This window comes from Pseudothauera lacus (assembly GCF_003034845.1).
Taxonomy (GTDB): Bacteria; Pseudomonadota; Gammaproteobacteria; order Burkholderiales; family Rhodocyclaceae; genus Pseudothauera; species Pseudothauera lacus.
Genome location: NZ_PZKC01000002.1, coordinates 306227 through 330546 on the forward strand (window position 1 = coordinate 306227; position 24320 = coordinate 330546).

Sequence of the window (24320 nt, forward strand, 5' to 3'; positions counted from 1 at the left end):
TTAACTACATAAAGAAACGCGTGCATTTCGCGGCTTTGCAGGCGTTTCGTCAGCAGGAGCGTGAGCAGAGCTGGTTGTCGATCCCGGCGCGTTCTGGCACGTTTATCGCTATATACATCGAAACATATAAGGAGCGAGCATGAGCCCGCAATGTCCCGAGCGTTTTCTCGGCCGCCTGTCGATCGATGCCCCAGCCGGCAGCGCGCTGTCCGACACCCGGGTGCGCCTGCTGGAGGCGATCGACCGCCTCGGTTCGATCAATCAGGCCGCCAAGGCGGTGCCGCTGTCCTACAAGGCGGCGTGGGATGCGGTGGACAGCCTCAACAACCTGTCGCCCGAGCCGCTGGTGGTGCGCGTGACTGGTGGACGCCAGGGCGGCGGCACGCTGCTCACCGACTACGGGCGGCGCATGGTGGCGATGTACCGGGCGCTGGAGATCGAGACCCAGGCGGCGCTCGAGCGGGTAGCCGCGCGCCTGGTCGACGACGGTCCGGTAAGCATCGACGAGTTCCGCCGCCTGATGCAGCGCATGGCCATGAAGACCAGCGCGCGCAACCAGTTCTCCGGCCCCATCGTCGCGTTGCGCGACGGCGAGGTGGATTACGAGGTGCGCCTGCGCCTGGACAGGCACACCGAGATCGTCGCGGTGATCACCAAGGCCAGCGCAGAGAACCTCGCCCTGGCGATCGGCAAGGAGGTGTTCGCGCTGGTCAAGTCGTCCTCGGTGCTGCTGTCCACCGACGGCGAGATCCGCCTTACCGCACGCAACCAGCTGTGGGGCGAAATCTCCGCCATTCATGAAGGCTCGGTGAACGACGAGGTCACCCTGCTGCTGCCTTCGGGCAAGAACGTCACCGCCGTGGTCACCCACGGCAGTTGCGAAAACCTTGGCCTGGCGGAGGGTACCCGCGCCTGCGCCATCTTCAAGTCGTCCAGCGTGATCCTGGCGACCTATGACTGATCCTGTCCCGATGGAGTGACGCTCATGAAACGCGTGTTTGCCAAACTGCTGTCCGGAGGCGCCCTCGTGCTGGCTCCCGTCCTTGCCCAGGCCGCAGAGGTCCAGGTTGCCGTGGCGGCCAACTTCACTGCACCCATGCAGAAGATAGCGGCCGAGTTCGAGAAGGCGAGCGGGCACCGCGTCCTGCTGTCTTATGGTGCTACCGGGAAGTTCTACGCGCAGATCATCAACGGCGCCCCCTTCGAGGTCTTCCTCGCGGCCGATGATCGCACCCCGGCGCGGCTGGAGAGTGAGGGGCGCATCGTCCCGGGGAGTCGTTTCACCTACGCGATAGGCAAGCTGGTGCTGTGGTCGGCGCGCGAAGGCTATGTGGATCCGCAAGGCGAGATATTGCGCCGCGGTGGGTTCCGGCATGTCGCGATTGCGAGCCCCAAGACTGCGCCTTATGGTGCGGCCGCCATCGAGGCCTTGACCCGCCTGGGTCTGCTCGATGCGGTCCAGCCCAAGTTCGTGACCGGTGAGAACATCTCGCAGACCTACCAGTTCATCTTTACCGGAAACGCCGAACTGGGCTTCGTCGCACTGTCCCAGGTGATGGAGGAAGGGCGCGTTACCGGGGGGTCTGCGTGGCTGGTGCCCACCGACCTGTACCCCGAGATCCGTCAGGACGCGGTTATCCTCTCCCGCGGGGCGAGAAATCCGGTTGCTGTGGAACTGGTCGAGTTCCTGAAGGGCGAGAAGGCGCGGGCCATTATCCGCGCCTACGGCTACGAGTTCTGAGGCGCGTCCGGCATGCTGACCGAAGTCGATCTCGCCGCCATCCGCCTGACCCTCAAGCTGGCCACGGTGACCACCGTGATCCTGCTCATCGTCGGCACCCCGATCGCCTGGTGGCTGGCGCGCACGCGCTCGAAGTGGAAGGGCGTGGTGGGCGCGGTGGTGGCGTTGCCGCTGGTGCTGCCGCCCACCGTGCTGGGCTTCTATCTGCTGGTGGCGATGGGGCCCAACGGCCCGGTCGGACGCTTTACCGAGAGCCTGGGGCTGGGCACCTTGCCGTTTACCTTCCCCGGGCTGGTGGTGGCCTCGGTGTTCTATTCGCTGCCCTTCGTCGTGCAGCCGGTGCAGAACGCCTTCGAGGCGGTCGGCGAGCGCATGCTGGAGGCCGCTGCCACGCTGCGCGCCGGCCCGCTGGATACCTTCTTCAGCGTGGTCGTGCCACTCGCCCGTCCCGGCTTTGTCACTGCAGCGGTGCTGGGCTTTGCCCATACCGTCGGCGAATTTGGCGTGGTGCTGATGATAGGCGGCAATATTCCGGAGAAAACTCGCGTGGTGTCGGTGCAGATCTACGATCATGTCGAGGCGCTGGAGTACGCCGAGGCCCACCTGCTGTCGGCCGGCATGCTGGCCTTCAGCTTCGTGGTGCTGCTCTTCCTCTATACCCGCAAGGGCGTGCGCGCATGGAAATGAACGCTCTGAGCGCGGACGGCATCCGTGCCCGCTGCCGGGTGGACTGGCCAGGTTTCACGCTCGACGTGGACCTCGACCTGCCCGGCCGCGGTGTGACTGCGCTGTTCGGCCACTCCGGCTCGGGCAAGACCACGCTGCTGCGTTGCATTGCCGGGCTGGAGCGCGGCGTCGGCGAGGTTTTGTTCAAGGGCACCGTGTGGCAGGACAGCGCGCACGGCGCCTTCCTTCCCACCCACAAGCGCCCCTTGGGCTACGTGTTTCAGGAAGCCAGCCTGTTCCCTCACCTGTCAGTGCGCAGGAACCTTGAGTTCGGCCGCAAGCGCGTCGGCGGGCAGCACCGCGTGTCGCTCGACCACGCGGTTGAGTTGCTGGGTATCGGTCACCTGCTGGAGCGTATGCCGGGTGGGCTCTCGGGGGGCGAGCGCCAGCGCGTGGGGATCGCCCGGGCGCTGGCCACCAGCCCCGAGCTGCTGCTGATGGACGAGCCGCTGGCCGCGCTGGACCTCAAGCGCAAGGCCGAGATCCTGCCCTACCTGGAACGCCTGCATGACGAGCTGGACATCCCGGTGCTCTACGTCAGCCATTCTCCGGACGAGGTCGCCCGCCTGGCCGATCATGTGGTGCTGATGGAAGAAGGGCGCGTGGTCGCCAGCGGCGGACTGGGCGAGACCCTGGCGCGTCTCGACCTGCCGCTGGCCTTCGCGGAGGACGCCGGGGTGGTCATCGAGGCCACGGTGGGCGAGCATGACGCGCGCTACCACCTCACCCGACTGGACTTTGCGGGCGGCAGTGTTTTTGTCGCCCGGCGCCCGGAAGCCCCCGGCAGCCGTCTGCGCTGCCGCGTGCATGCGCGCGACGTCAGCCTGGCGCGCGAGCGGGTGGAGGGCACCAGCATCACCAACCTGCTGCCGGCGACGGTGACCGAGATCGCCGATGCCGATACCCCGGCGCATGTGCTGGTGCGCCTGGAGGCCGAAGGTACGGCGCTGATCGCGCGCATCACGCGGCGCTCGCTGGACCAGTTGCAGATCGAAACCGGGCTGCGCATGTGGGCGCAGATCAAGGCGGTGGCGCTGCTGGGCTGAGGGCCGGCGGACGATGGGCTATCATTGCCCCTTTCAACCGCCGGATGCAGCCGCCATGCTTCACTGCCGCACCATCCCTGTAACGCCCTTCGAACAGAACTGTACGCTGCTGTGGTGCGACGCCACGCGGCGCGCAGCGGTGGTCGATCCGGGCGGCGACGTCGAGCGCATCCTCGCCGCCGTGCGCGAGGAGGGGGTGGAGGTCGACAAGATCCTCATCACCCACGGCCACATCGACCATGCCGGCGGTACCGCGAAGCTCGCCCGCGCCTTGCAGGTGCCGGTGGAGGGGCCGCAGGAGGAAGACCGCTTCTGGATCGACGGCATGCCGCAGCAGAGCAGGATGTTCGGTTTCCCGGATGTGGAGAGTTTCGAACCCACACGCTGGCTCAATGACGGCGACACCGTCACCGTCGGCAAGGAGACCCTGCAGGTCATCCATACCCCGGGGCACACGCCGGGGCATGTGGTGTTCTTCCATCCCGGCAGCCGTCTGGCCATCGTCGGCGACGTGCTCTTTGCCGGCTCCATCGGGCGCACCGATTTTCCGCGCGGCGATCACGCCACCTTGATCGCCTCGATCCGCGAGAAGCTCTTCCCGCTCGGCGACGACGTCTGCTTCCTGCCCGGTCACGGGCCGCGCTCCACCTTCGGCGACGAACGCGCCGACAATCCCTATGTGGGGGACTACGCATGAGAGTGGCACTGCTCGAAGACGATCCGGTGCATAGCGACACCCTCAGCGCCTGGCTGCGCGAGCGTGGCGACGACGTTCATGTGTTCCCCTGCGGGCGCGACTTCATCCGCGTGGTCGGGCGCGAGAGCTTCGACCTCTGCCTGCTCGACTGGTCGCTGCCCGATACCACCGGGCAGGAAGTCCTGCGCTGGCTGCGCGTCGACCGCCAGGACGACACCCCGGCGATCTTCGCCACTGCCCGCGATGCCGAGGAGGACGTGGTGGCAGCTCTGGGCGGCGGTGCGGACGACTACATCGTCAAGCCGCTGCGCCGCTTCGAGACCCTCTCGCGCATCGACGCGGTGATGCGCCGCGCCCGCCCGGTGGCTGCCGAAACGGTGCTGGAGGCGGGCATCTACCGCTTCGATACGCAGGGCAAGACGGTCAGCGTGGATGGCGCAGCGGTCGAACTGACCGAAAAGGAGTTCGACCTCGCCCTCTTCCTGTTCCGCAACCTTGGCCGCCTGCTCTCCCGCGGCCACATGCTCGAAGCGGTGTGGGGGCGCAGTCCCAACGTCGCCACGCGCACCGTCGATACCCACATCAGCCGCGTGCGCACCAAGCTCGGCCTGCGCCCCGAGCGCGGCTTCCGCCTCAGCCCGACCTACAACTACGGCTACCGCCTCGAGCGCATCGAGGCGGCCTGATCAGTCGCGCTTGAGCGCGTCGCGGATTTCGCGCAGCAGCTTGATGTCTTCCGGTTCCGGCGCCGGTTCGGCGGGTGCCGGCGGCGGTTCGGCGCGCTTCAGCCGGTTCATGGCCTTGATGGCGAGGAAGATGGCGAAGGCGATGATGACGAAATCGATCGCGGTGTTGATGAAGGCGCCGTACTTGATCAGCGGTGCGCCGGCCTTCTCCGCTTCGGCGAGGGTCGCGAAGGTTTGCTCGCCGAGGTTGATGTAGAGGTGGCGGAAGTCCACCCCGCCCATCAGGCGGCCGAGGATGGGCATCATGATGTCCTTCACCAGCGAATCGACGATCTTGCCGAAGGCCGCGCCGATTACCACGCCGACGGCCAGGTCGACGACATTGCCGCGCAGGGCGAATTCCTTGAATTCCTTGATGAAGCTCATCGCATTCTCCGGTAGGTGGGCGGTTCTCCGGGCCGCGGCCGCGGGGGCGGAGCCTCTGCAGTGGCGCGGTGCCGGAATGGATCATAACCACCCGCCATGGTGCAGTACAGTCTGCCCGGATGGTGGAGGTATTGCATAATCTTGCAGTGTTGCCGCTGCAAGTGACTACACTGGCCCTCCATCTCCGCATGTCACCGATACCATGACTGCCTGCCGCCGCATCCTCGTCCTTCTCGCCCTGTCATTGTCGATGGCGCTGCCGACGCTGGCGCGCGCCGCTGACGAGATCCGCTACCGCGTCGTCGCCGGCGATACCCTGATCGGCATCGGCGAACGCTTCCTCACCCGCCCGCAGGCCTGGCCGCGGCTGCAGGCGCTCAACGGCATTGAAGATCCCTACCGCATCCCGGTCGGTACCGAGTTGCGCATCCCGCGCGCGCTGCTGCGCCCCGAACCGCGCGTGGCGCGGGTGGTGGCGCTGCGCGGAGAGGCCTTTGCGGATGGCCTCGCACTTGCCGAAGGGGCGGAGGTGGCCGCCGGTGCGGAACTGCGTACCGCGGCCGACGCCCACCTCGTGCTGGCCTTCCCCGATGGCGCGCTGGTCGCCCTGCCGGCGGCCTCCAGCGCCCGTCTGCAGGCCCTCCATGGCTACCGCCTGGCGCCTGGCGAAGAGGTGCGCGTGCGCGTCCACGACGGCCGCGTGGAGGCCACGGTGCCGCCGCAGCGTGGGCCGGCGGCGCGTTTCCGTGTCGACACGCCGACCGCGGTGATCGGCGTGCGCGGCACCGCCTTCCGGGTCGCCGCCTCGCCACAGGGCAGCCGCGCCGAAGTCACCGAAGGGCGCGTGGCGGTGCAGGCCGGCGGGCGGCAGCGTGAGCTGGCCGCAGGTTTCGGCGTCCTTGCCGCGGCCGATGGCCGTCTCGGTGCGGCGCGCGCGCTGCCGTCGGCGCCGGCGGTGGACGGCCTGCCCGACTTCTTCGACGATCCCCTGCCGCGCTTCGCGCTGCCCCTGAGCGCCGGGGTTGCCGCCTGGCGCTACCAGCTTGCCGCCAGTGCGGACTTCATCAAGGTCCTCGGCGAACATGCCGGCAGCGCTGAGGCCCGCTTCCCCGGCCTGCCCGACGGCGATTACTTCCTGCGCGTGCGTGCGATCACCGCCGATGGCCTGGAAGGCCACGACGCCGTGCATGCCTTCCGCCTCAAGGCGCGTCCGGAACCACCTTTCCTCGCCGAACCGGCGGCTGCCGGCAAGGTCGCTGCCGGCAGCGTTGCCTTCAGCTGGAGCGGGGCACCGGAAGCAGCGCGCTACCGCCTGCAGATCGCCGCCGCCGAGGGCTTTGCGGCGCCGCTGGTGGATCGCGCGGACATCGCCGCCACCGCTGTCGAACACGCGCTGGACGCCGGCGAGTACCAGTGGCGGGTGGCCAGCCTGCGTGCCGACGGCGACCAGGGGCCGTGGTCGCCGGCTGCCGCCCTGGCGGTGCGCCCGCCGGCGGAGCTTACCGAAGCGCCGCAGATCGCCGGCGACACCCTGGTGTTCCGCTGGAACGGCGAGGCCGGCCAGGTTTATGACTACCAGTTCGCCGGCGATGAGGCCTTCACCCAGGTGCGCGCCGAAGGGCGGGTGGTGGAGCCCGGTGTCGAGCTGCCGCGCCCGGGGCCGGAGACGTATTTTATGCGCGTGCGCGCGATCGATGCCGACGGCTTCGTCGGCGCCTGGTCGGGCGCCCAGCGCGTCGTCGTGCCGGCGGACTTCCCGTGGTGGATGCTGTTCCTGCCCCTGCTGGCGCTCTGAGCCGCCTGCGCCGCGTCCTTGGCGCGCCGCTGGCCGAGTGGCTGGCGGTGCTGCTGATCTGCGCCGGGCTGGCCGCCGGGGCCTCGGCGTGGGGCTGGCTGTGGCGTGTTGACAGCCTGCTCTACGATGCCGCCATGGCCACCCAGCGCCATGACCCGGACGTGGCCGTGCGCATCGTCGCCATCGATGACCGCAGCCTCGCCGAGATTGGCCGCTGGCCGTGGCCGCGCGCGGTACATGCGCAGCTCGTCGAGCGTCTCCGCGAGGCCGGTGCGGCAGTGGTGGTGCTCGACATCATCCTTGCCGAGGAGGATCCCCACGACCCCGCCGGCGATGCCGCGCTGGCGCGCGCGATGGCTGCCCACGGGGCCGTGGTGCTGCCGGTCACCCATGGCACCTACGGCGCGCGCAGCGCCGGTGAAGCCCTGCCGGCGGCGCCCTTTGCGGCGGTGGCGGCGGCCTTCGGGCACATCCACATCGAACTCGACCCCGACGGCATCGCCCGTTCGGTCTATCTGTGGGAGGGCATGCGCGCGCCCCACCATCCGCAGCTCGCGCTGGCGGCGCTGGAACTGCTGGAGCCGGCCACGGCGGCGCGCTTCGCCCGCCCGCAGGTCGAGCCGGCGGATGGCTGGCGGCGCGATGCCTGGCTGCACGTGCCCTTCATCGGCCCGCCCGGCAGTCACCCCTACCTGTCTTATGTAGACGTGCTGCGCGGCGCGCTGGCGGCGGGCGAGCTGCGCGGGCGGGTGGTGTTCGTCGGTGCCAGCGCGGTGGGAATGGGCGACATCGTGCCCACACCCACCTCCGGCCACGCGCGCCCGATGCCCGGTGTGGAGGTGCACGCCACCGTCTTCGGCGCCCTGCGCAATGGCAGCGGGATCCACAGCATCGAGCGCAGCACCGTGGCCTGGCTGGCGCTTGCGGTGGTCGCTGCACTGATGGCGCTGATGCTGCGCGCCGGCCCGCGCTTCACCCTGGTGGCGGCGTTCGCCTGCGCGCTGGCGGTGCTCGCGGGGAGCTGGCTGCTGCTGCGCGGCGCGCAGCTGTGGCTGCCGCCGGCGGGCATGCTGGCCGGCTGCGTGCTGGCCTACCCGCTGTGGAGCTGGCGCCGCCTGGAAGCCGCCCAGCGTTATCTGGATAACGAGCTGCGCGCCCTGCAGCGCACCGGCGAGAGCTTCGGCCTGGCGCTTGCCGGTGCGCCTGCGGGCAGCGTCATCGATCCTTTTCGTGCGCGCATCGACATGGTGCGCGCCGCGGCCCGGCGTGAGCGCGACCTGCAGCGCTTCGTCGCCGACACCCTCGACGCGCTGCCGGTCGGCGCCATGGTGGCCGATGCCGGCGGGCGTATTCGCCTGGCCAACCGCCAGGCCGCCGACCTGCTCGGCTGCAGCGCGCCACAGGCGCAGCACGATGCGCTCGCCGCCATGCCCTGGCCGCCCGCGCTGGCGCGTGCTGCCGGCCTGCCGGCGCCGGCGGCCGGTACCAGTGTGGCGGTGGAGGCCAGCACCGATTCCGGGCGGGCCCTGCTGGTGAGCGCCGCCGGCCTTGCCGGGGTGGCCGGGGAGGGCGGCGGCGTGGTCATCGGCATTGCCGACATCACTGCGCTGCGCGCCGCCCAGCGTGCCCGCGAGGACACCATGCACTTCCTCTCCCATGACCTGCGTGCGCCGCTTACCGCCATCCTCACCCTCGTCGAGGGCGAAGGCGGCGTACCGAGCGGTGACGGCAAGAATGCCCAGCGCCTGCTGCGCCATGCCCGCGGTGCCCTCCACATGGCCGACCAGCTGCTGCGCCTGAGCCGTGCGGAGGCGCTCGATCCGGCGCGTTTCCGCGAGCTCGCCGTGGATATGGTGGTAATGGACGCCGCCGACGAGGTGTGGGCGCTGGCTCGCGGCAAGGATGTGCTCGTCGATACCCGCATCGAGGTCGGCGAAGCGCAGCTCCCCGCCCTCATCCTCGGCGATGGCGAACTGCTCTGCCGTGCGCTGGTGAATCTGCTCACCAATGCCATCAAGTATTCGCCGCCCGGGGGAACGGTGGACCTCGTCCTCAGCGCGGCGGCTGGCGGCTGGGCCGTAGCGGTAAGCGACAGCGGCCCCGGCATCGCCCCCGAACACCTGCCGCGACTGTTCCGCCGCTTCGGGCGAGTGCCGTCGGCCGAGCGCCGCGATGGCATCGGCCTCGGGCTGTTGATGGTGCGCACCGTGGCCGAGCGCCACGGCGGTTCGGTGGATGTGCGCAGTGCCGAAGGCCAGGGCAGCACCTTCACCCTTTTCCTGCCCGCACAGCCGAGCTGAGGGGACGTGTTGAGGCGCTTCTGGAAATGGCTCCGGCGGGCATTGCTGGCCGTCCTGCTGCTGCTCGCCCTTGCCGCGGCGGTGCTGTACTGGCGCGGCGAGGCGTGGCTGCGCGCGGCGCTGGAAAGCGCGCTGCAGGCGCAGCTGCAGCCGCCGGCGCGGCTGGCTGCGGCGCACTGGCAGCTGTGGCCGCAGCAGCGCTTGCGCGTGCACGGCCTGCGCATCGGCGCCGAGGCTGCGCCGCAGTTGCAGGTCGACAGCGTCGAGGTCTTGCTCGACCGCGATGCGCTGCGGCGCGGGCAGATCGTCATCGACACGCTCGCCGTCAGCGGGGTCGAGCTTCATTTGCAGCGCCTTGCCGATGGCAGCTGGAACGTCGACCACTGGCTGCAGCCGCGCCGCGCGGCGGCGGGCACGCCGCCGGCCCTGCCGGCGCTGCGCGCAGTGGACGGCAGGGCCTTGCGGCTGCGCATCGACGCTGTCGACGGCGTGCCCGCCGTGGAGGTCGCAATCGCCACGCTGACGCTGAGCGCGGCGGTGGATGTGCTGGATGGCGGAGCGCTGGTGGTTGACGCGGAAGTGCGCAGCGCGGCGCCGCAGGCCCATGCCAGGGCTGAAATGGCCGTCGACTACCGCATCGACGATGGCGCGCTGTGGGTGGACGTGCTCACCCTGGAGGGCGGAGGCGAGGCACGGCTGGCGGCGTCGCCGGACGCCCCCGTGGAGCACTGGCAGGTGCACGAGGCGACCCTGGAGGGGCGCGGCTGGCAGTTTGCCGGTGGCGGCGTGCGCGCCGCGGAGCATGCCGCCGCAGCGCTGCACCTGAGTGGCGCGGGGCGTCAGCTGCGCCTGCGTGGAGCGCTCGATGCCTTCGCGTGGTCAGCCGACTGGCGTCTCAGCGGCTGGCTGGCCGCCGAGCTCGACGCCCCCGCGATCACCCTGCACAGTACCGTGGCGGCCGTGCCGGGGCGCTTCGAGGGCCAGGTCGACGGCCGTGCCGAGGGCAGCGCGCTGCGCGGCGGCTGGCGCTACGATGGCGAGCGCAAGCCGCCCGTACAGCTCGACCTCGCCATCGACGAGGTCGATGGCGAGGCCTGGCGCGCACACCTGCCGGCCGACGCTGGTGGCGGCGGCAGCACGCTGCCCGATTGGCAAGGCTGGCCGCTGCAGGGCCGCGTGCATATTGGTCGCCTGCGCCTTGGCGAGGTGCTCGCCGAGGATGTCGTGGTGAGCCTGGATTGAGTGCGCTCCGTGCGGCGCAGCGCGGTGGCGCCCCGAGCCTCCTGTGACGTGACGATGCGCGGAATGCGGCTCAGACCACGGCGACGCTGAGGCTGCCGATGCCCTCGATCTGCCCTTCGAGGCGGTCGCCGGGGCGCACCGGGCCGACGCCCTCCGGGGTACCGGTGAAGATCAGGTCGCCGGCGCAGAGGCGGTAGTAGCGCGAGAAATAGGCCACCACCTCCGCCACCGACCAGATCATGTCGGCCAGATCGCCGTGCTGGCGCACTTCCCCGTTGACCTTCAGGGTGATTGCCCCTGCATGCGGAACCGCGCCACCGGCGGGAACGATCGCCGACAGCGGCGCGGAGGCCTCGAAGATCTTGCCGATGTCCCACGGCCGCCCCTTGGCCTTGGCTTCGCCCTGGAGATCGCGGCGGGTCATGTCCAGCCCCACCGCATAGCCCCAGATGCACGCTGCGGCCTGTTCGACGCTGAGATTCTCGCCGCCGCTGCCGAGGGCAACGACCAGCTCGAGCTCGTGGTGGACGTCGTTGCTGGCGAGCGGGTAGGGGAAACGCCCGCATTCGCCATCGGCCACCGGCAGCACGCAGTCGGCGGCCTTGGTGAAGAAGAACGGCGCTTCGCGACTGGGGTCGCCGCCCATCTCACGGGCGTGGGCGGCGTAGTTGCGCGCCACGCAGTAGATGCGGTGCACGGGAAACAGTCCGCCGCCGCGCACCGGCACGGCGGGCTGGGGGGGCGGGGCAATGACGTAGGGCGTGGTCATGGAAGAGCCTCTGTGAGGTATGCGACAGGATCGCCGCCATTGTCGCATCCGGCGGGCGGCGGTGGCAGGGCGCGTGCGCGCAGCGCGGCGGTTCGGGCATTGGCACGCATCGTGCTGAAAACCGGGGGGATTGATGCAAGCGCTTGACCGGGCGAATGGGTCGATGTTCTAATGCGAATCATTCTTGCTAAGATTGTGATGCAACATCCCATGAGCGAATCAGACAAGCAGGGTGCCGCCGGGCAGCCGCCGGCCGCGGAAGCACAGGCTCCCGCCAGGGCCGACGAGCAGCCGGTGCCCAGCGAAGCGCTGCTGCAGGGACGCAGCTGCGTGATGATCCGCCATGGAGATGCCGTGTATGCGCTGCGGGCCACGCGGGCCGGCAAGCTCATACTGACCAAATAGTTTCGTGCGCTGGTCGCATTCTTGTTCAGGGACTAAACTGCCATGTACGTCTGTGTGTGCAATGCGGTAACCGAACGTCACATCCACCGGGCTGTCGAGCAGGGTGCGCAGCGCATGCGCGACCTGCGCACGCATCTGGGGATCGCGGCCGACTGCGGCCGTTGTGCGACCTGTGCGCATTCGTGTCTGAAATCCGCTCTGGCCGGACGCGACACGGCCGTCGCCGCCTCTGCCACGCAGGCCTTCCCCGCAGGGCTCTCACTGGCATTGGAGGCATCATGAAAGGCGACAAGAAGGTCATCCAGTATCTCAACAAGCAGCTCACCGTCGAGCTCACCGCAATCAACCAGTATTTCCTGCATGCACGCATGTACAAGAACTGGGGACTGGTGCGTCTCGGCAAGCACGAGTACGAGGAGTCCATCGAGGAGATGAAGCATGCCGACAAGCTCATCGAGCGTGTGCTCTTCCTCGAAGGCCTGCCCAACCTGCAGAACCTCGACAAGCTGCTGATCGGCGAAAACGTTCCCGAGTGCCTGCAGGGCGATCTGAAGCTCGAACAGGGCGGCCGCGCGCTGCTGGTCGAGGCCATCGCCTACTGTGAGTCCTGTAAGGACTACGTGTCGCGCGAGATTCTCGAAGAGATTCTCGAGGACACCGAGGAACACATCGACTACCTCGAAACCCAGCTCGACCTGATCGACAAGGTCGGCCTGCAGAACTACCTGCAGTCGCAGATCGAGGGCGGTTCCTGACCGCACCGCGCGGCGCCGGTTGCGCCGCCTGCCAGCCAGTGCCCGGCATGCGACGGGCCAGCCAGCGTACGTAAAGATGAACACAGGACTGCTGAGCCATGTCGCATCCGAAAACTCTGCCCGCCCGCCTCTTCGGCGCCGCCTTCGCGGTACGCCGGGTGGCGCTCTACCTTGCCGCTGCGGCCCTGCTGATGAACTTCCTCATTGCGCCGTCGCCGGTGACGGCCTTGCTGTGACGTGCGTGGCTACGGCGGAGAGGGGGCGATGAGCGCGGCCAGCCCGGCGCTTGCCGGCAGCGGCTGGTTCGCCGCGCCAGCGCAGGTGCCCACCCGGCGCGCCGCGCCGGCGGCGCTGCGGCCGGCGCAGCGGCGCGCGCACCGTCTCGGTCGAGGTGCTGCCCTCGCCGTCGTGCTGGGTGCGCACATCGGCGGCATCTACGCGCTGACGCAGATGGACTGGGAGGCCGTGCGCATTGCCGAGATGCCCATGCAGGTGGCGCTGATCGCCGCGCCGGTGGTTTCGCCGCCAGCCGCCTTGCCGCCGGCCCCGCCTCCGCCGCAGCCCGAAGTGCGCCCGCAGCCCCGTCCGCAACCGCCCAGGCCGCGGCCGGTAGCGCAGCCGCGCCCGCAGCCGGCGCCGACCGCGATCACCACCGAAACGGTGGAGGAGCCGCCCGCAGAGGCCGCCGAGGAGGCCGCCCCCGCCGCCATCGACAGCGCTGCGGCGCCGGTCAGCGCGCCCGCCACGGCGCCGCTCACGGGCCAGCCCAGCGAGGGTGTGGCAACGCTTACCGAAGCACGCTTCGATGCCGATTACCTGAACAATCCCGCGCCCGCCTATCCGGCGCTGTCGCGGCGCATGCGCGAGGAAGGGCGGGTGATGCTGCGCGTGCGGGTGTCTGCCGGCGGCCAGCCCGAGCAGGTCGATCTGTCGGCCAGTTCCGGTTCCGGTCGTCTCGACAATGCCGCCCGCGAGGCGGTGCGGCGCTGGCGCTTCGTGCCCGCCAAACGCGGCGGCCAGGCCGTGGAGTCGTGGGTGCTGGTGCCCGTGGTTTTCAAACTTGAAGGATGATGAACGTGGAAATGCATGAAACCTTCGGTCTCGCCCACCTCTGGGCCCAGGCCGACCTGCTGATCAGAGGGGTGGCCTTTGTCCTGGTGGTGATGTCGGTGGCGAGCTGGTACCTGATCCTCGTGCGCAGCGTCCGCCAGTTCCGCGCCCGTCGCCACGACCGCGCGGTGGAGGCCTTCTGGTCTGCGCCCAACCTGCAGGACGGCCTCGCCCGCCTCAGCCGGCTGGCGCCGGATTCGCCTTTCGAGGCGCTCGCCCGCCAGGGCGTGGCCGCGGTCGAGCACGTCAGCCAGCACACCCATCGCCAGACCCTCGGCGGCACCCTGGATGCCGACGAGTTCGTCACCCGCGCCCTGCGCAAGTCGATCGCGCTGTCCACCGCGCGTCTCGAATCCGGCCTCACGGTGCTCGCCTCGATCGGTTCCACGGCGCCCTTCGTCGGCCTCTTCGGCACCGTGTGGGGCATCTACCATGCGCTGGTGAACATCAGTGCCTCCGGCCTCGCCACCCTCGACAAGGTTGCCGGCCCGGTTGGCGAGGCGCTGATCATGACCGCCTTCGGCCTCTTCGTCGCCATCCCCGCGGTGCTCGGCTACAACGCCATCAGCCGCGCCAACCGCGTCGAGCTCTCCGAACTCGACGCCTTTGCCCATGACCTGCATTCCTGGCTCAGCACCGGTGCGCGACTGGCCGACCAGCCCGCCACGACGGCGGCCCGGCCGCAGGCTGCAACTGCGGTGCCTGCGCAGGCCGCGGTACAGGGAGCGCTGTAATGGCTTTCGGCGGCTTCAACCAGGGCGGCGGCCAGGCACCGATGAGCGAGATCAACATGGTGCCGCTGATCGACGTCATGCTGGTGCTGCTGATCGTCTTCATGATCACCGCGCCGCTGCTCACCCACGGCGTCAAGATCGACCTGCCGACGGCCTCCAGCGCGCCCAACCAGGAAAAACCGGAAACCGTCGCCCTGGCCATCGACGCCAGCGGCCAGCTGTTCTGGAACGACCAGCCGCTTGCCGACAGCGAGCTCGACGCGCGCCTTGCCGTTGCGGCGCAGCAGGAGCCGCAGCCCGAGTTGCACCTGCGCGCCGACCGTGACACGCGCTACCAGAAGATCGCCGAGGTGATGTCGGCGGCGCGTGCCGCGGGGGTGCAGAAGCTGGGCTTCATCACCGTGCCGGCGCAGTAGCCCGTCCGGCTGCCTTTGCCGACCGTCACCGCAAAAAGACAAAGCCGCCCAAGGGCGGCTTTGCAGTAATCGGGTGTGGCAGGGTTCAGTCCTGCTTGCCGCGTACGCGGATGATCACGTCGACCTCTTCGAGCTCGATACCGGGCGGTAGCTGCGGAACACCGACCACGGTGAGCTCGTCGGCGGAGACATCGGTGACCTTGCCGGTGTTGACGTCGTAGAGGTGGTAGTGCGGCGCGGTGTTGGAATCGAAAACCACGCGATCGGCGTCGATGATGAGTTCCTTGACCAATTTCTTCTCGCGAAACAGCTTCAGGGTGTTGTAGACCGTGGCCCGCGACGTCTCCGGAACCGTCTGGCGCACCTCGGTGAGGATCTGCTCGGCGGTCATGTGCACCGGCCGCGGCAGCAGCACGCGGGCGATCTCGAGTCGTTGCAAGGTCACGGGAACGCCGGCGTTACGCAGCAGGTCGGCGATGTCCCGGGAGGCTAGTCTGTCCATCTCTGCAAGGGCCTGTCTTGATCCTGGTCATGGTTTGGCCGGATTGCGGTGCCGGCGCATAAGCGGATTCTAAGCCAACAGGTATATGCGCAAGGTAAAAAAAACGTCACGCTGCAAGAACGCCCCCACCCCGTCGGGGAGGGGGCGTCGTGCGATGCCGGAGCCCTTACTGGAAGGGGTTCGGGCGCGGGGTGGCGTTGCTGGACGGCGGCAGGATCGGCAGGGCGATCTGCGGCTGGTCGCCGGTCAGGGTCTTCAGGAAGGCGACGATGCTGTCCACTTCATCCTTGCTGTAGGTGCGGCCCAGCTGCAGGCGGCCCATGATGTCCACCGCTTCTTCCAGGGTGGCGGCTTCGCCGTCGTGGAAGTAGGGATAGGTCATCTCGACGTTGCGCAGGGTCGGCACCTTGAAGTTGAAGCGGTCGGCGTCGACACCGGTCACCGCGGAACGGCCTTCGACCGGCGAAGTGCTCTGGTACGGCTCGACCAGGCCCATGCGCTGGAAGGAGGTGCCGCCGGCGGCGGGACCGTTGTGGCAGGCCACGCAGCCGCTGTCGCGGAACAGGGTATAGCCGGCCAGTTCCTTGGCGCTGAGGGCCTTGTCGTCACCCTGCAGCCACTGGTCGAAGCGCGAATTCGGGGTCACCAGGGTTTCCTCGAACTCGGCGATGGCGCCGGTGACCATGCCGATGGTGATGCGGTCGCTGCCATAAACGGCCTTGAACTCTGCGACGTAGCCGGGGATGGACTGCAGCACGTCAAGGGCCAGCGCGTGCGGCATGTTCATCTCGATGTCGGCCTGGATCGGACCGCCGGCCTGTTCGACCAGGTTGGCGGCGCGGCCGTCCCAGAACTGTGCCAGCGCGAGGCTGGAGTTCAGCACCGTGGGGGCGTTGACCGGGCCTGCCTTCCAGCCGTGGCCGATGGAGGTCTTGAGGTTGTCGGTGCCGCCACGCGACAGGTTGTGACAGGTGTTGCAGGAGATGATGCCGGACATCGACAGGCGCGGTTCGAACCACAGTTTCTTGCCCAGCTCGACCTTCGCCGGGTTGGACGAAACGTAGGGCTGGATGGGCTTGATCGGTTCGTCGCGAACCTGCTGCGCCCAGGCGGCGGTGCCGGCAGCGGACAGGGTAAAGGCAACTGCTGCGCCGAGAGCCTTCATTTTCATGGTGCACTCCTCACGTGAGAGAAATCTTGCTGCCCTGGATGGGCGTCAAACATTAGAACGGGTCTAAATCGGAAACCGCATTTAACACCTTGGTGCCAGCGTGGCTTTTGACGCAGATCAGAAGAATCTCGCCTGCTCCGCGGCGCTGATGGTGCTCGTGTCCTGCAATACGATACAAAGCCGTCGCGCGCCCTCCGCTATGCTCCGCACACTGCCACCCTGTGGCCCCTGCAACCGATGGAAATGAGTCCCGCCGTGTCCTCCGCTCCCCGCTCCCGCCGTACCCGCGTCGTCGTCGCCGCCCTGGCCGCCGCGCTTCTTGCCGCAGTTGCCTACGGGCTCTGGCAGCACTATGGCCAACGGCAGACGCCGGCCGATCAGTACCAACTGGTCAGTGTCGAACGCGCCGATGTCGAGGATGTCGTTACCGCCACCGGTACATTGCAGCCGCTGAATTACGTCGATGTCGGTGCCCAGGTCTCCGGCCAGCTCAAACGCTTCCACGTCGAGATCGGCACCGAGGTGAACAGCGGCGCCCTGCTTGCCGAGATCGATCCCACGGTGCTGCAGTCGAAGGTCGATGCGACGCGCGCGCAACTGCGCAACCAGCGTGCCCAGCTGATGGATCGTGAGGCCTCCCTGACGCTGGCCGAGATCCAGCACCGCCGCCAGCTCAACCTCATCGCCGAGCAGGCCACCACCGAGGAGGCGGTGCAGCAGGCGGAGGCTGCGTTGCGCTCGGCGCGGGCGCAGATCGAGGCCCTGCGGGCGCAGATCGAGCAGACCGAATCGAATCTGCGTGCCGACGAGGCCAACCTAAACTACACCCGCATCTACGCGCCCATCGACGGCACCGTGGTGTCGATCACCGCGCGCCAGGGCCAGACCCTCAATACCAACCAGCAGGCGCCGACCATCCTGCGTATCGCCGATCTGTCGACGATGACGGTGCAGACCCAGGTCTCCGAGGCCGACGTCAGCCGCCTGCGCGTCGGCATGGAGGCCTACTTCACCACCCTCGGCAATCCCGGGCAGCGCTGGTACGGGCGCTTGCGCAAGATCGAGCCGACGCCCACGGTGACCAACAACGTGGTGCTCTACAACGCCCTCTTCGACGTACCCAACCGCGACGGCCGGCTGATGTCGCAGATGACCGCACAGGTGTTCTTCATCGTTGCGCGCGCGCAGCAGGCGCTCATCGTGCCGATGGCGGCCCTCAACAATCTCGCTCCCCAGGGCGCTGCGACCGAGCGCCCGCGTCAGCGCCCGCAGGGCGCCGAGGGCATGGCACAGCGCCGTCCTGACGGCGAGCGCCGTCCGCCCGCTGAGCGCCGCAATGGCGACGGGCCGGCGCGCACTGCGGGAGCTGGCAATGCGGATGGTGGCGGCACGGCGCCAGCGCCCGGACGGCTCGCCACGGTGCGCGTGCCGGCGGCCGACGGCAGCGTCGTCGAGCGCGAGGTGCGCATCGGCGTCACCAGCCGTATTGCCGCCGAGGTGCTGGAAGGGCTGGAGGAGGGCGCCCAGGTCGTTGCCGGGCTGCGCCAGGGCAGTGCGGCCGGTGGCCAGCCGCCCGCCGGCATGCCGAGGATGCCGCGCTGATGCAGACCGAACCGCATGTCGCAGCCTTGCGCGCCGAGGGCGGCGAAGCGCTCATCGAACTGCGCGGGGTGACGCGCAGCTTCCGCAACGGCGAGCTTGAGGTGCAGGTCCTGCACGGCGTCGATCTGCGCATCGAGGCCGGAGAGTTCGTCGCCATCGTCGGCGCCTCGGGCTCGGGCAAGTCGACGCTGATGAACATCCTCGGCTGCCTCGATCGTCCTTCGTCGGGGAGTTACCGCTTCATGGGGCGGGATGTCTCTGCTCTCGACTCCGACGAGCTGGCGCGCCTGCGCCGCGAGGAGTTCGGTTTCGTCTTCCAGAGCTACAACCTCATCGGCGGCGCCAGCGCGCTCGAGAATGTCGAGGTGCCGGCGCTCTACGCCGGCATGCCGCCGCCCGAGCGCCACGCCCGCGCCAGTGCGCTGCTCGGCGACCTTGGCCTTTCCGACCGTCTCGACCACCGCCCCAGCCAGCTCTCCGGCGGGCAGCAGCAGCGCGTGTCGATAGCCCGCGCGCTGATGAACGGCGGGCGCATCATCCTCGCCGACGAGCCCACCGGGGCGCTCGACAGCAAGAGCGGCGCCGACGTCATGCGCCTGCTGCAGGGGCTGGCGGCGGCGGGGCACACCATCATCCTGATCACCCACGCCCGCGAGGTAGCGGAGGTCGCCGAGCGCATCATCGAGATCCGCGACGGCCGCATCGTCACCGATCCCGGGCCGCGCGGCGGCGCGCGCGAGACGCCGGACTTCGCGCCCCATGTGGACCGCACGTCGTCGCTGACCGATCTCGTCGAAGCCACCCGCACCGCCGTGCGCGCGCTGCGTGCGAATGTCTTCCGCACCGTCCTCACCCTGCTCGGCATCGTCATCGGCGTGGCCTCGGTGATCGCCATGCTGGCGATCGGCGACGGCGCCAAGAAGGCGGTGGTCGACAGCATCAGCGCGATGGGCAGCAACCTGCTCACCATCCGCCCGGGGGCGCCCAACATGCGCGGCCGCGGCGGCATCACCACACTGGTGCCGGAAGACGTCGCGGCCATCCGCGAACTGCCCAACGTGCTCGCCGCGGCGCCCGAACAGAGCACCACGGTGACCGTGCGGCGCGCCGATCTCGACCATCGCACCGAAGTCATGGGCACCTCGGCCGACTACATCAAGGCGCGCACCTGGCCGCTCGCCCAGGGTACCTTCTTCTCGGTCGATGACGAGACGCGCTACGCCCCGGTGGCGGTGCTCGGCCAGACCGTCGCCCGGGCACTGTTTCCGGAAGGGGTGCAACTCGGCCAGTTCGTCCTCCTCAACAACATCCCCTTCCAGGTCGTCGGGCTGATGTCGGCCAAGGGGGCGACTTCCTGGGGGCAGGATCAGGACGACGCCATCTTCGTGCCCTTCACCACCGCCAGCCTGCGCCTGACCGGCCAGCGCCATCTGCGCAGTGTCACCGTGGCGGTGCTCGACGTCGATCGCATCGACGCCACCCAGGAGGAGGTCCACAACCTGCTGCTCACCCGCCACGGTGTCGAGGACTTCCAGATCCGCAACATGGCCTCGATCATCGAGAGCGTGTCGGCGACGCAGAACACCATGACCATCCTGCTCGGCTCGATCGCGGCGATCTCGCTGCTGGTCGGCGGCATCGGGGTGATGAACATCATGCTGGTGTCGGTCACCGAGCGTACCCGCGAGATCGGCATCCGCATGGCCACCGGCGCACGGATGAAGAACATCCTGCAGCAGTTCCTCGTCGAGGCGGTGGCGGTGTCCGCGCTCGGTGGCCTCATCGGCGTGATCGTCGGGCTCAGTGTGGCGGCGCTCATCGAGCGCCTCGGCACCCCCATCGAGTATTCCCTCGCCCCCGTGGTGCTGGCCTTCGGCTGCGCCTTCGCCACCGGCCTGGTATTCGGTTACCTGCCCGCCCGCAAGGCGGCGCGCCTCGACCCCGTCGTCGCCCTGGCTTCGGAATGAGTGTCCCCATGTCCCCTGTACCTGTACACCATCATCCCCTGCGTTTCTCCCTGCCGCGGCGCCGCGCCCTCGCCGCGCTCCTGCTCACCCTCGGCGTCGGTGGCTGCGCGCTGCCGCTCACCCACCCCGGCGGCGCCCTGGAAGTGCCGGCAAACTGGGCCGAAGCCGGCGCCGCCGCGAACGCCGCGACCATCGACGGCGAATGGTGGCGGGGCTATGGCTCCGCCGAACTGGAGGTGCTGATCGACGCTGCCCTTGCCGGCAGCCCCGATCTCGCCGCTACCGCCGAGCGCGTCCTGCAGGCCGAGATCGCCGTGCGCTCGGCGGGCGCCTCGCTGTTTCCGGGTATCGACCTCAACCTGCGCAGCAACGTCAATGAGAGCCGCAGCGCCGGTGTCAGCACGCGCGCCGAGGGCTCCTCGGCGACGCTCGCGGTGAACTACGAGATCGACCTGTGGGGCAGCAACATCGCCAGCTGGCAGGGCAGCAAGGCCTCCCTGGCGGCGACCCGCCACGACTACGAGGCCGCCCGCCTGTCGCTGGTGGCCGGCGTGGCCAATGCCTACTGGCAGGTGCTGGCGCTGCGCGAGCGCATCGACATCGCCCGTCGCAACCTGGAGATCGCCGAGCGCCTGCACGCCATCGTCGAGGCGCGCTATCGCTATGGCAGCGCCTCGGCGCTCGATCTCAGCCGCCAGCGCAGCACCGTGCTCGCCGCGCGCGATGCGGTGCTGCCGCTCGAAGTGCAGGAGCGCCAGAGTCTGCGTGCGCTGGCCATCCTGCTCGGCGAGGTGCCGCAGGGCTTCGCCGTTGCCGGGCAGGCGCTGGACAGCCTGGCGCTGCCCGCCGTGGCCCCCGTACTGCCCGCCGAGCTGCTCCTGCGGCGCCCCGATCTGGCCGCCGCCGAGGCCCGCCTGGCTGCGGCCGATGCCAACATCGCCGTGGCCCGCGCCGCCCTCTTCCCGTTGAAGTTGCAGATCGGCCTGTCGAGCGTGGTGTCGAGCGCCGAGTTCGGCTTCCTCGGCCTCGGCAGCCCGGTCAATGCCGCCGGTCTCACGGTGTCGCTGATGCAGGCCCTGTTCGACGGCGGCCGCCTGCGCGGCCAGGTCGCGACCAGCGAGTCGCAGCGCCGCGTGCTGGTGGAGAACTGGCGCAAGGCCGTGCTCACCGCGCTCAAGGAGGTTGACGACGCCCTCGGCGGGGCCGAGCGCGTGCGCATCCAGGAGCACACCCAGCGCGAGATCCGCGACGAGACCGCGCGCGCGCTGCGCCTCTCCGAGCTGCGCTACAAGGAGGGCAGCGATGCCCTGGGTACCCTGCTCGATGCCCAGCGCAGCCTTTTCTCGGCCGAGGATCAGCTCGTCCAGCTGCGCCTCGCGCGCCTGCAGGCCAGCGTCGACCTGTTCAAGGTACTGGGCGGTGGCTGGCACGCAGAGGGCGCCGGAAGCGGTGCCTGAGCGCGCGCTGCGGTGCAAGAAAACAACACGCACTTGGTAATAGCTATGAGAACCGTTATCATTCGACTAAATCTTGTAACAACTCAGCCAGCCACCTGAGGCGCGCGCCAGCCGCGCACCCCCTTTCAGGAAGCCAGCCACTTCCATTGTCATATTCACGAAAGGGGTTCATCTCATGGCTTACGCCCAGCGTGCCACGGCGTTCGTACGTCCCGTCCTGCGGCCCTGCGCCGCAGCGCTTGTCCTTGCCTTCTCCGCCAACCAGGCCGGCGCCCAGGAGGCCACCCAGCTCGGCGACGTGGTGGTGTCGGCATCCGGCTTCGAGCAGAAGATCACCGATGCGCCGGCGAGCATCACGGTAATCACCCAGGAAGAGCTCGCCAAGCGCCCCTACATTACCCTGATCGATGCGATCAGCGATGTCGAGGGCGTGGATGTCGGCGAGACCTCGGACAAGACCGGCCAGAAAACCATCAGCATGCGCGGGATGGGTTCCGACTACACCCTGATCCTGATCGACGGCAAGCGCCAGAACAACCACGGCGACATCTACCCGAACAGCTTCAGCGGCAACCAGTTCAACCACATCCCGCCGCTCGATGCCATCGAGCGCATCGAGGTCATCCGCGGACCGGCGTCGACGCTGTACGGTGCCGATGCCCTCGGCGGGGTGATCAACATCATCACCAAGAAGAACGTCACCAAGTGGACCGGCTCGGTCACCTACGGCCGCAGCTTCCAGTCCAACAGCGATTTCGGCGACAACAGCACGCTCGACTTCAGCGTCCGCGGTCCCGTCGTGCCCGGCCTGCTGGCAGTGAGCCTGCGTGGCAGCCGCTACGAGCGCGACGCTTCGTCGCCGCAGTATGACTCCTCGGTGGCCCCGGACGGCACCGTGCACCGCCGCAGCCTTGGTTTCGGCGGTGGCGGACGGACGGTGGACAACACCAATCAGGCACTCGGCTTCAGCCTCTTCTTCACTCCCGACGAGCGTCAGCGCATCACCTTCGACTACGACCAGTCGCGCCAGGTGTACGACAACGAGCCGGTGATCGACCCGGTCACCGGCAACAGCAGCTTCCCGCTCGGCACGGTGGACAGCATCGAGACCATCTGGCGCGTCGGTAATTACTGCGCAGGAGCGACTGGAAACAACGCGGCCGCATGCGCGGGTAACGGCGGGGTGTGGACCCAGCGCGCAGACCCTCGCGTCGGCTATCTCGACGAGCAGGAATTTACCCGTGAATCCTGGTCGCTCTCGCACGAAGGCAAATGGGACTTCGCCACCAGCTTCGTTGCCCTGTCCTACATCGAAACCGACAACAAGGGCCGCACATTGCCGTTCACGGTGGCCGAGCGCAACCAGCTGCTGGCGCTGTGGAATGCAGTGCCGGGGGCCAATGCGGCGGCCAAACTGGCCAACATGACGCCCGCCCAGCGTGCCCAGCTGGAGGCTTTCCTGCCGCGCCCGAAGCGCATCCTGCAGAGCAACCAATACACCCTCGACGGCCGCCTCGATATCCCCCTGCACAACCTTGCCGGCGACCATCTGCTGGTGGTGGGCACCCAGGTCATCGACGGCGAACTCAAGGACGGTGTTTTCGGCATGGAGTCCGGCACGCCCGGCAAGGCCCAGGAGCACAAGATGTGGTCGCTGTTCGTCGAGGACAACTGGATGCCGACGGAGGCCTTCACGCTCACCGCCGGGCTGCGTTACGACGACCATGACGTCTTCGGCAACAACGTCTCGCCGCGTATCTATGGCGTTTATCGCCTCGATCCGCAATGGACCGTCAAGGGCGGGGTGAGCACCGGGTTCAAGACCCCCAAGACCACCCAGCTCTATGATGGCATCGTCGGCTTCGGCGGCCAGGGCACCTCGCCGATGTTCGGCAATCCCAACCTGGAGCCGGAGACCAGCCGCAACACCGAGCTGGCGATCTACTGGAACCACCCGCGCCGCCACAGCTTCAATGCCACCGTGTTCCGCAACGACTTCGAGGACAAGATCGCCTCGCAGCCCTGCGGTGCGGGTACAGGGCTGGTGTGCGCCAGCACCGGCGAGTATGCCAACCTCGGCTACGCGACCTCGTCGATCAGCACCAACATCGACAGCGTGGTGATCAAGGGCGTGGAACTCGCCGGGCGCTGGCAGATTGCCGACAACTGGGCCCTGCGCGGCAACTACACCTACACCGACAGCGAGCAGCGCAGCGGTGCGAACAAGGGGCGTCCGCTGGGCAACAGCGCCAAGCACATGTTCAACGCCACCCTCGACTGGCGGCCGCTGCCGGACCTGGACGTCTTCCTGACCATGGAGGCGCGCTCCAAGCGCTACCGCGGGCAGATCAACAACCAGGCCGCCTACTTCAAGGACTACGAGATCTTCCACCTCGGCGCGACCTACCGGGTGAGCCGCAACATCACCATCAACGGCCGCATCAACAACCTGCTTGACCAGGACTTCACCACCTACAAGACGACCTTCGTGACCTGCTCCAGCGGCACAACGTGCATCAATGGGTGGCAGCCGAGCTATCTCGACGATTACAACAACAAGGATGCCGCGCGCAATTTCTGGATCAGCGTCAATGCCAGCTTCTGAGCGTCGCACTTGCTGACTCGGTAACCAAATACCGCTCGTCCTGAGCCTGGCCGAAGGGCTCAGGGCGAACGCTGCGGGGTATTGGATTGCCGGGTAGCAGGTTTTGTGGGTCCGCCCCGGGGCGGACCTACAAAACGGTACAAGAAACAGCCGCCGTAATATTGGTAA

Annotated in this window: 24 protein-coding genes; 20 read left to right on the forward strand and 4 right to left on the reverse strand. The window is 68.6% G+C overall.

Going from position 1 to position 24320, the window contains the following annotated elements; all coding sequences use genetic code 11:
- Window positions 1-139: 139 nt before the first annotated feature.
- The 6 genes from C8261_RS03420 to C8261_RS03445 are packed head-to-tail and all read left to right on the forward strand — an operon-like array spanning window position 140 to window position 4896.
- A complete protein-coding gene (locus C8261_RS03420; protein WP_107492258.1) occupies window positions 140-961 on the forward strand; it encodes a TOBE domain-containing protein in 822 nt (273 codons plus the stop codon).
- 24 nt (window positions 962-985) lie between these two features.
- Window positions 986-1741, forward strand: a complete 756-nt coding sequence (gene modA, locus C8261_RS03425) for a molybdate ABC transporter substrate-binding protein (RefSeq protein WP_107492259.1) — start codon at window positions 986-988, stop codon at window positions 1739-1741.
- Between the two features lie 12 nt (window positions 1742-1753).
- A complete protein-coding gene (gene modB, locus C8261_RS03430; RefSeq protein ID WP_107492260.1) occupies window positions 1754-2428 on the forward strand; it encodes a molybdate ABC transporter permease subunit in 675 nt (224 codons plus the stop codon).
- Complete coding sequence (gene modC / locus C8261_RS03435) at window positions 2425-3513, forward strand: molybdenum ABC transporter ATP-binding protein (protein ID WP_107492261.1); 1089 nt, start codon at window positions 2425-2427, stop codon at window positions 3511-3513. The genes modB and modC overlap by 4 nt, the downstream gene beginning before the upstream one ends.
- 55 nt (window positions 3514-3568) lie before the next feature.
- Window positions 3569-4210 (forward strand): MBL fold metallo-hydrolase, encoded by a 642-nt coding sequence (locus C8261_RS03440; RefSeq protein WP_107492262.1) that lies wholly within the window; start codon window positions 3569-3571, stop codon window positions 4208-4210.
- The gene (locus C8261_RS03445; RefSeq protein ID WP_181358829.1) at window positions 4207-4896 is read left to right on the forward strand and encodes a response regulator transcription factor; all 690 of its coding nucleotides are present in this window, start codon (window positions 4207-4209) and stop codon (window positions 4894-4896) included. Before C8261_RS03440 ends, C8261_RS03445 begins: the two co-directional genes overlap by 4 nt.
- On the opposite strand, the gene mscL is transcribed toward C8261_RS03445, so the two are convergent.
- On the reverse strand, window positions 4897-5322 hold the full coding sequence (gene mscL / locus C8261_RS03450) for a large conductance mechanosensitive channel protein MscL (protein ID WP_107492263.1): 426 nt from the start codon (window positions 5320-5322) through the stop codon (window positions 4897-4899). It lies immediately after the preceding gene.
- A 202-nt stretch (window positions 5323-5524) separates the two neighbouring features.
- On the opposite strand from mscL, the gene C8261_RS03455 reads away from it, so the two are divergent.
- From C8261_RS03455 to C8261_RS03465, 3 genes are read left to right on the forward strand one after another with little or no spacing between them, the layout of a single operon-like run.
- Complete coding sequence (locus C8261_RS03455; protein ID WP_107492264.1) at window positions 5525-7117, forward strand: FecR domain-containing protein; 1593 nt, start codon at window positions 5525-5527, stop codon at window positions 7115-7117.
- The gene (locus C8261_RS03460; protein ID WP_146161639.1) at window positions 7084-9417 is read left to right on the forward strand and encodes a CHASE2 domain-containing protein; all 2334 of its coding nucleotides are present in this window, start codon (window positions 7084-7086) and stop codon (window positions 9415-9417) included. Before C8261_RS03455 ends, C8261_RS03460 begins: the two co-directional genes overlap by 34 nt.
- Before the next feature lie 9 nt (window positions 9418-9426).
- A complete protein-coding gene (locus C8261_RS03465) occupies window positions 9427-10659 on the forward strand; it encodes an AsmA family protein (RefSeq protein ID WP_181358830.1) in 1233 nt (410 codons plus the stop codon).
- A gap of 70 nt (window positions 10660-10729) precedes the next feature.
- Here C8261_RS03465 and C8261_RS03470 read toward each other — a convergent pair whose 3' ends face one another.
- Entirely contained in the window at window positions 10730-11428 is a 699-nt protein-coding gene (locus C8261_RS03470; RefSeq protein ID WP_107492267.1) for a fumarylacetoacetate hydrolase family protein, read from the reverse strand.
- A gap of 210 nt (window positions 11429-11638) precedes the next feature.
- On the opposite strand from C8261_RS03470, the gene C8261_RS03475 reads away from it, so the two are divergent.
- The 7 genes from C8261_RS03475 to C8261_RS03500 all read left to right on the forward strand — a co-directional run bounded on the left by C8261_RS03475 (window position 11639) and on the right by C8261_RS03500 (window position 14848).
- Complete coding sequence (locus tag C8261_RS03475) at window positions 11639-11833, forward strand: hemin uptake protein HemP (RefSeq protein ID WP_107492268.1); 195 nt, start codon at window positions 11639-11641, stop codon at window positions 11831-11833.
- 42 nt (window positions 11834-11875) lie between these two features.
- Complete coding sequence (locus C8261_RS03480) at window positions 11876-12115, forward strand: (2Fe-2S)-binding protein (protein WP_107492269.1); 240 nt, start codon at window positions 11876-11878, stop codon at window positions 12113-12115.
- Window positions 12112-12588: a bacterioferritin gene (bfr, locus tag C8261_RS03485; RefSeq protein WP_107492270.1), complete on the forward strand. Its 477-nt coding sequence runs from the start codon at window positions 12112-12114 to the stop codon at window positions 12586-12588. Before C8261_RS03480 ends, bfr begins: the two co-directional genes overlap by 4 nt.
- Before the next feature lie 98 nt (window positions 12589-12686).
- A complete protein-coding gene (locus tag C8261_RS17285; protein ID WP_181358831.1) occupies window positions 12687-12824 on the forward strand; it encodes a hypothetical protein in 138 nt (45 codons plus the stop codon).
- Between the two features lie 28 nt (window positions 12825-12852).
- Window positions 12853-13659: an energy transducer TonB gene (locus C8261_RS03490; RefSeq protein WP_107492271.1), complete on the forward strand. Its 807-nt coding sequence runs from the start codon at window positions 12853-12855 to the stop codon at window positions 13657-13659.
- Window positions 13660-13664: 5 nt separating this feature from the next.
- The gene (locus C8261_RS03495; protein WP_107492365.1) at window positions 13665-14432 is read left to right on the forward strand and encodes a MotA/TolQ/ExbB proton channel family protein; all 768 of its coding nucleotides are present in this window, start codon (window positions 13665-13667) and stop codon (window positions 14430-14432) included.
- Window positions 14432-14848 carry an ExbD/TolR family protein gene (locus tag C8261_RS03500; RefSeq protein ID WP_107492272.1) on the forward strand — a complete coding sequence of 139 codons (417 nt, stop codon included), beginning with the start codon at window positions 14432-14434 and terminating at the stop codon, window positions 14846-14848. Before C8261_RS03495 ends, C8261_RS03500 begins: the two co-directional genes overlap by 1 nt.
- 85 nt (window positions 14849-14933) lie before the next feature.
- Here C8261_RS03500 and C8261_RS03505 read toward each other — a convergent pair whose 3' ends face one another.
- Complete coding sequence (locus C8261_RS03505; protein WP_107492273.1) at window positions 14934-15350, reverse strand: Fur family transcriptional regulator; 417 nt, start codon at window positions 15348-15350, stop codon at window positions 14934-14936.
- A 166-nt stretch (window positions 15351-15516) separates the two neighbouring features.
- Window positions 15517-16521: a cytochrome-c peroxidase gene (locus tag C8261_RS03510; protein ID WP_107492274.1), complete on the reverse strand. Its 1005-nt coding sequence runs from the start codon at window positions 16519-16521 to the stop codon at window positions 15517-15519.
- 243 nt (window positions 16522-16764) lie between these two features.
- Between C8261_RS03510 and C8261_RS03515 the strand changes: the two genes are divergently transcribed.
- The 4 genes from C8261_RS03515 to C8261_RS03530 all read left to right on the forward strand — a co-directional run bounded on the left by C8261_RS03515 (window position 16765) and on the right by C8261_RS03530 (window position 24152).
- Window positions 16765-18123, forward strand: a complete 1359-nt coding sequence (locus tag C8261_RS03515) for an efflux RND transporter periplasmic adaptor subunit (protein ID WP_328588035.1) — start codon at window positions 16765-16767, stop codon at window positions 18121-18123.
- On the forward strand, window positions 18123-20090 hold the full coding sequence (locus tag C8261_RS03520) for a MacB family efflux pump subunit (RefSeq protein ID WP_107492276.1): 1968 nt from the start codon (window positions 18123-18125) through the stop codon (window positions 20088-20090). The genes C8261_RS03515 and C8261_RS03520 overlap by 1 nt, the downstream gene beginning before the upstream one ends.
- An 8-nt stretch (window positions 20091-20098) precedes the next feature.
- Window positions 20099-21547 carry an efflux transporter outer membrane subunit gene (locus tag C8261_RS03525; RefSeq protein WP_107492277.1) on the forward strand — a complete coding sequence of 483 codons (1449 nt, stop codon included), beginning with the start codon at window positions 20099-20101 and terminating at the stop codon, window positions 21545-21547.
- A gap of 175 nt (window positions 21548-21722) precedes the next feature.
- Window positions 21723-24152 carry a TonB-dependent receptor domain-containing protein gene (locus tag C8261_RS03530; RefSeq protein WP_107492278.1) on the forward strand — a complete coding sequence of 810 codons (2430 nt, stop codon included), beginning with the start codon at window positions 21723-21725 and terminating at the stop codon, window positions 24150-24152.
- Window positions 24153-24320 lie beyond the last annotated feature (168 nt).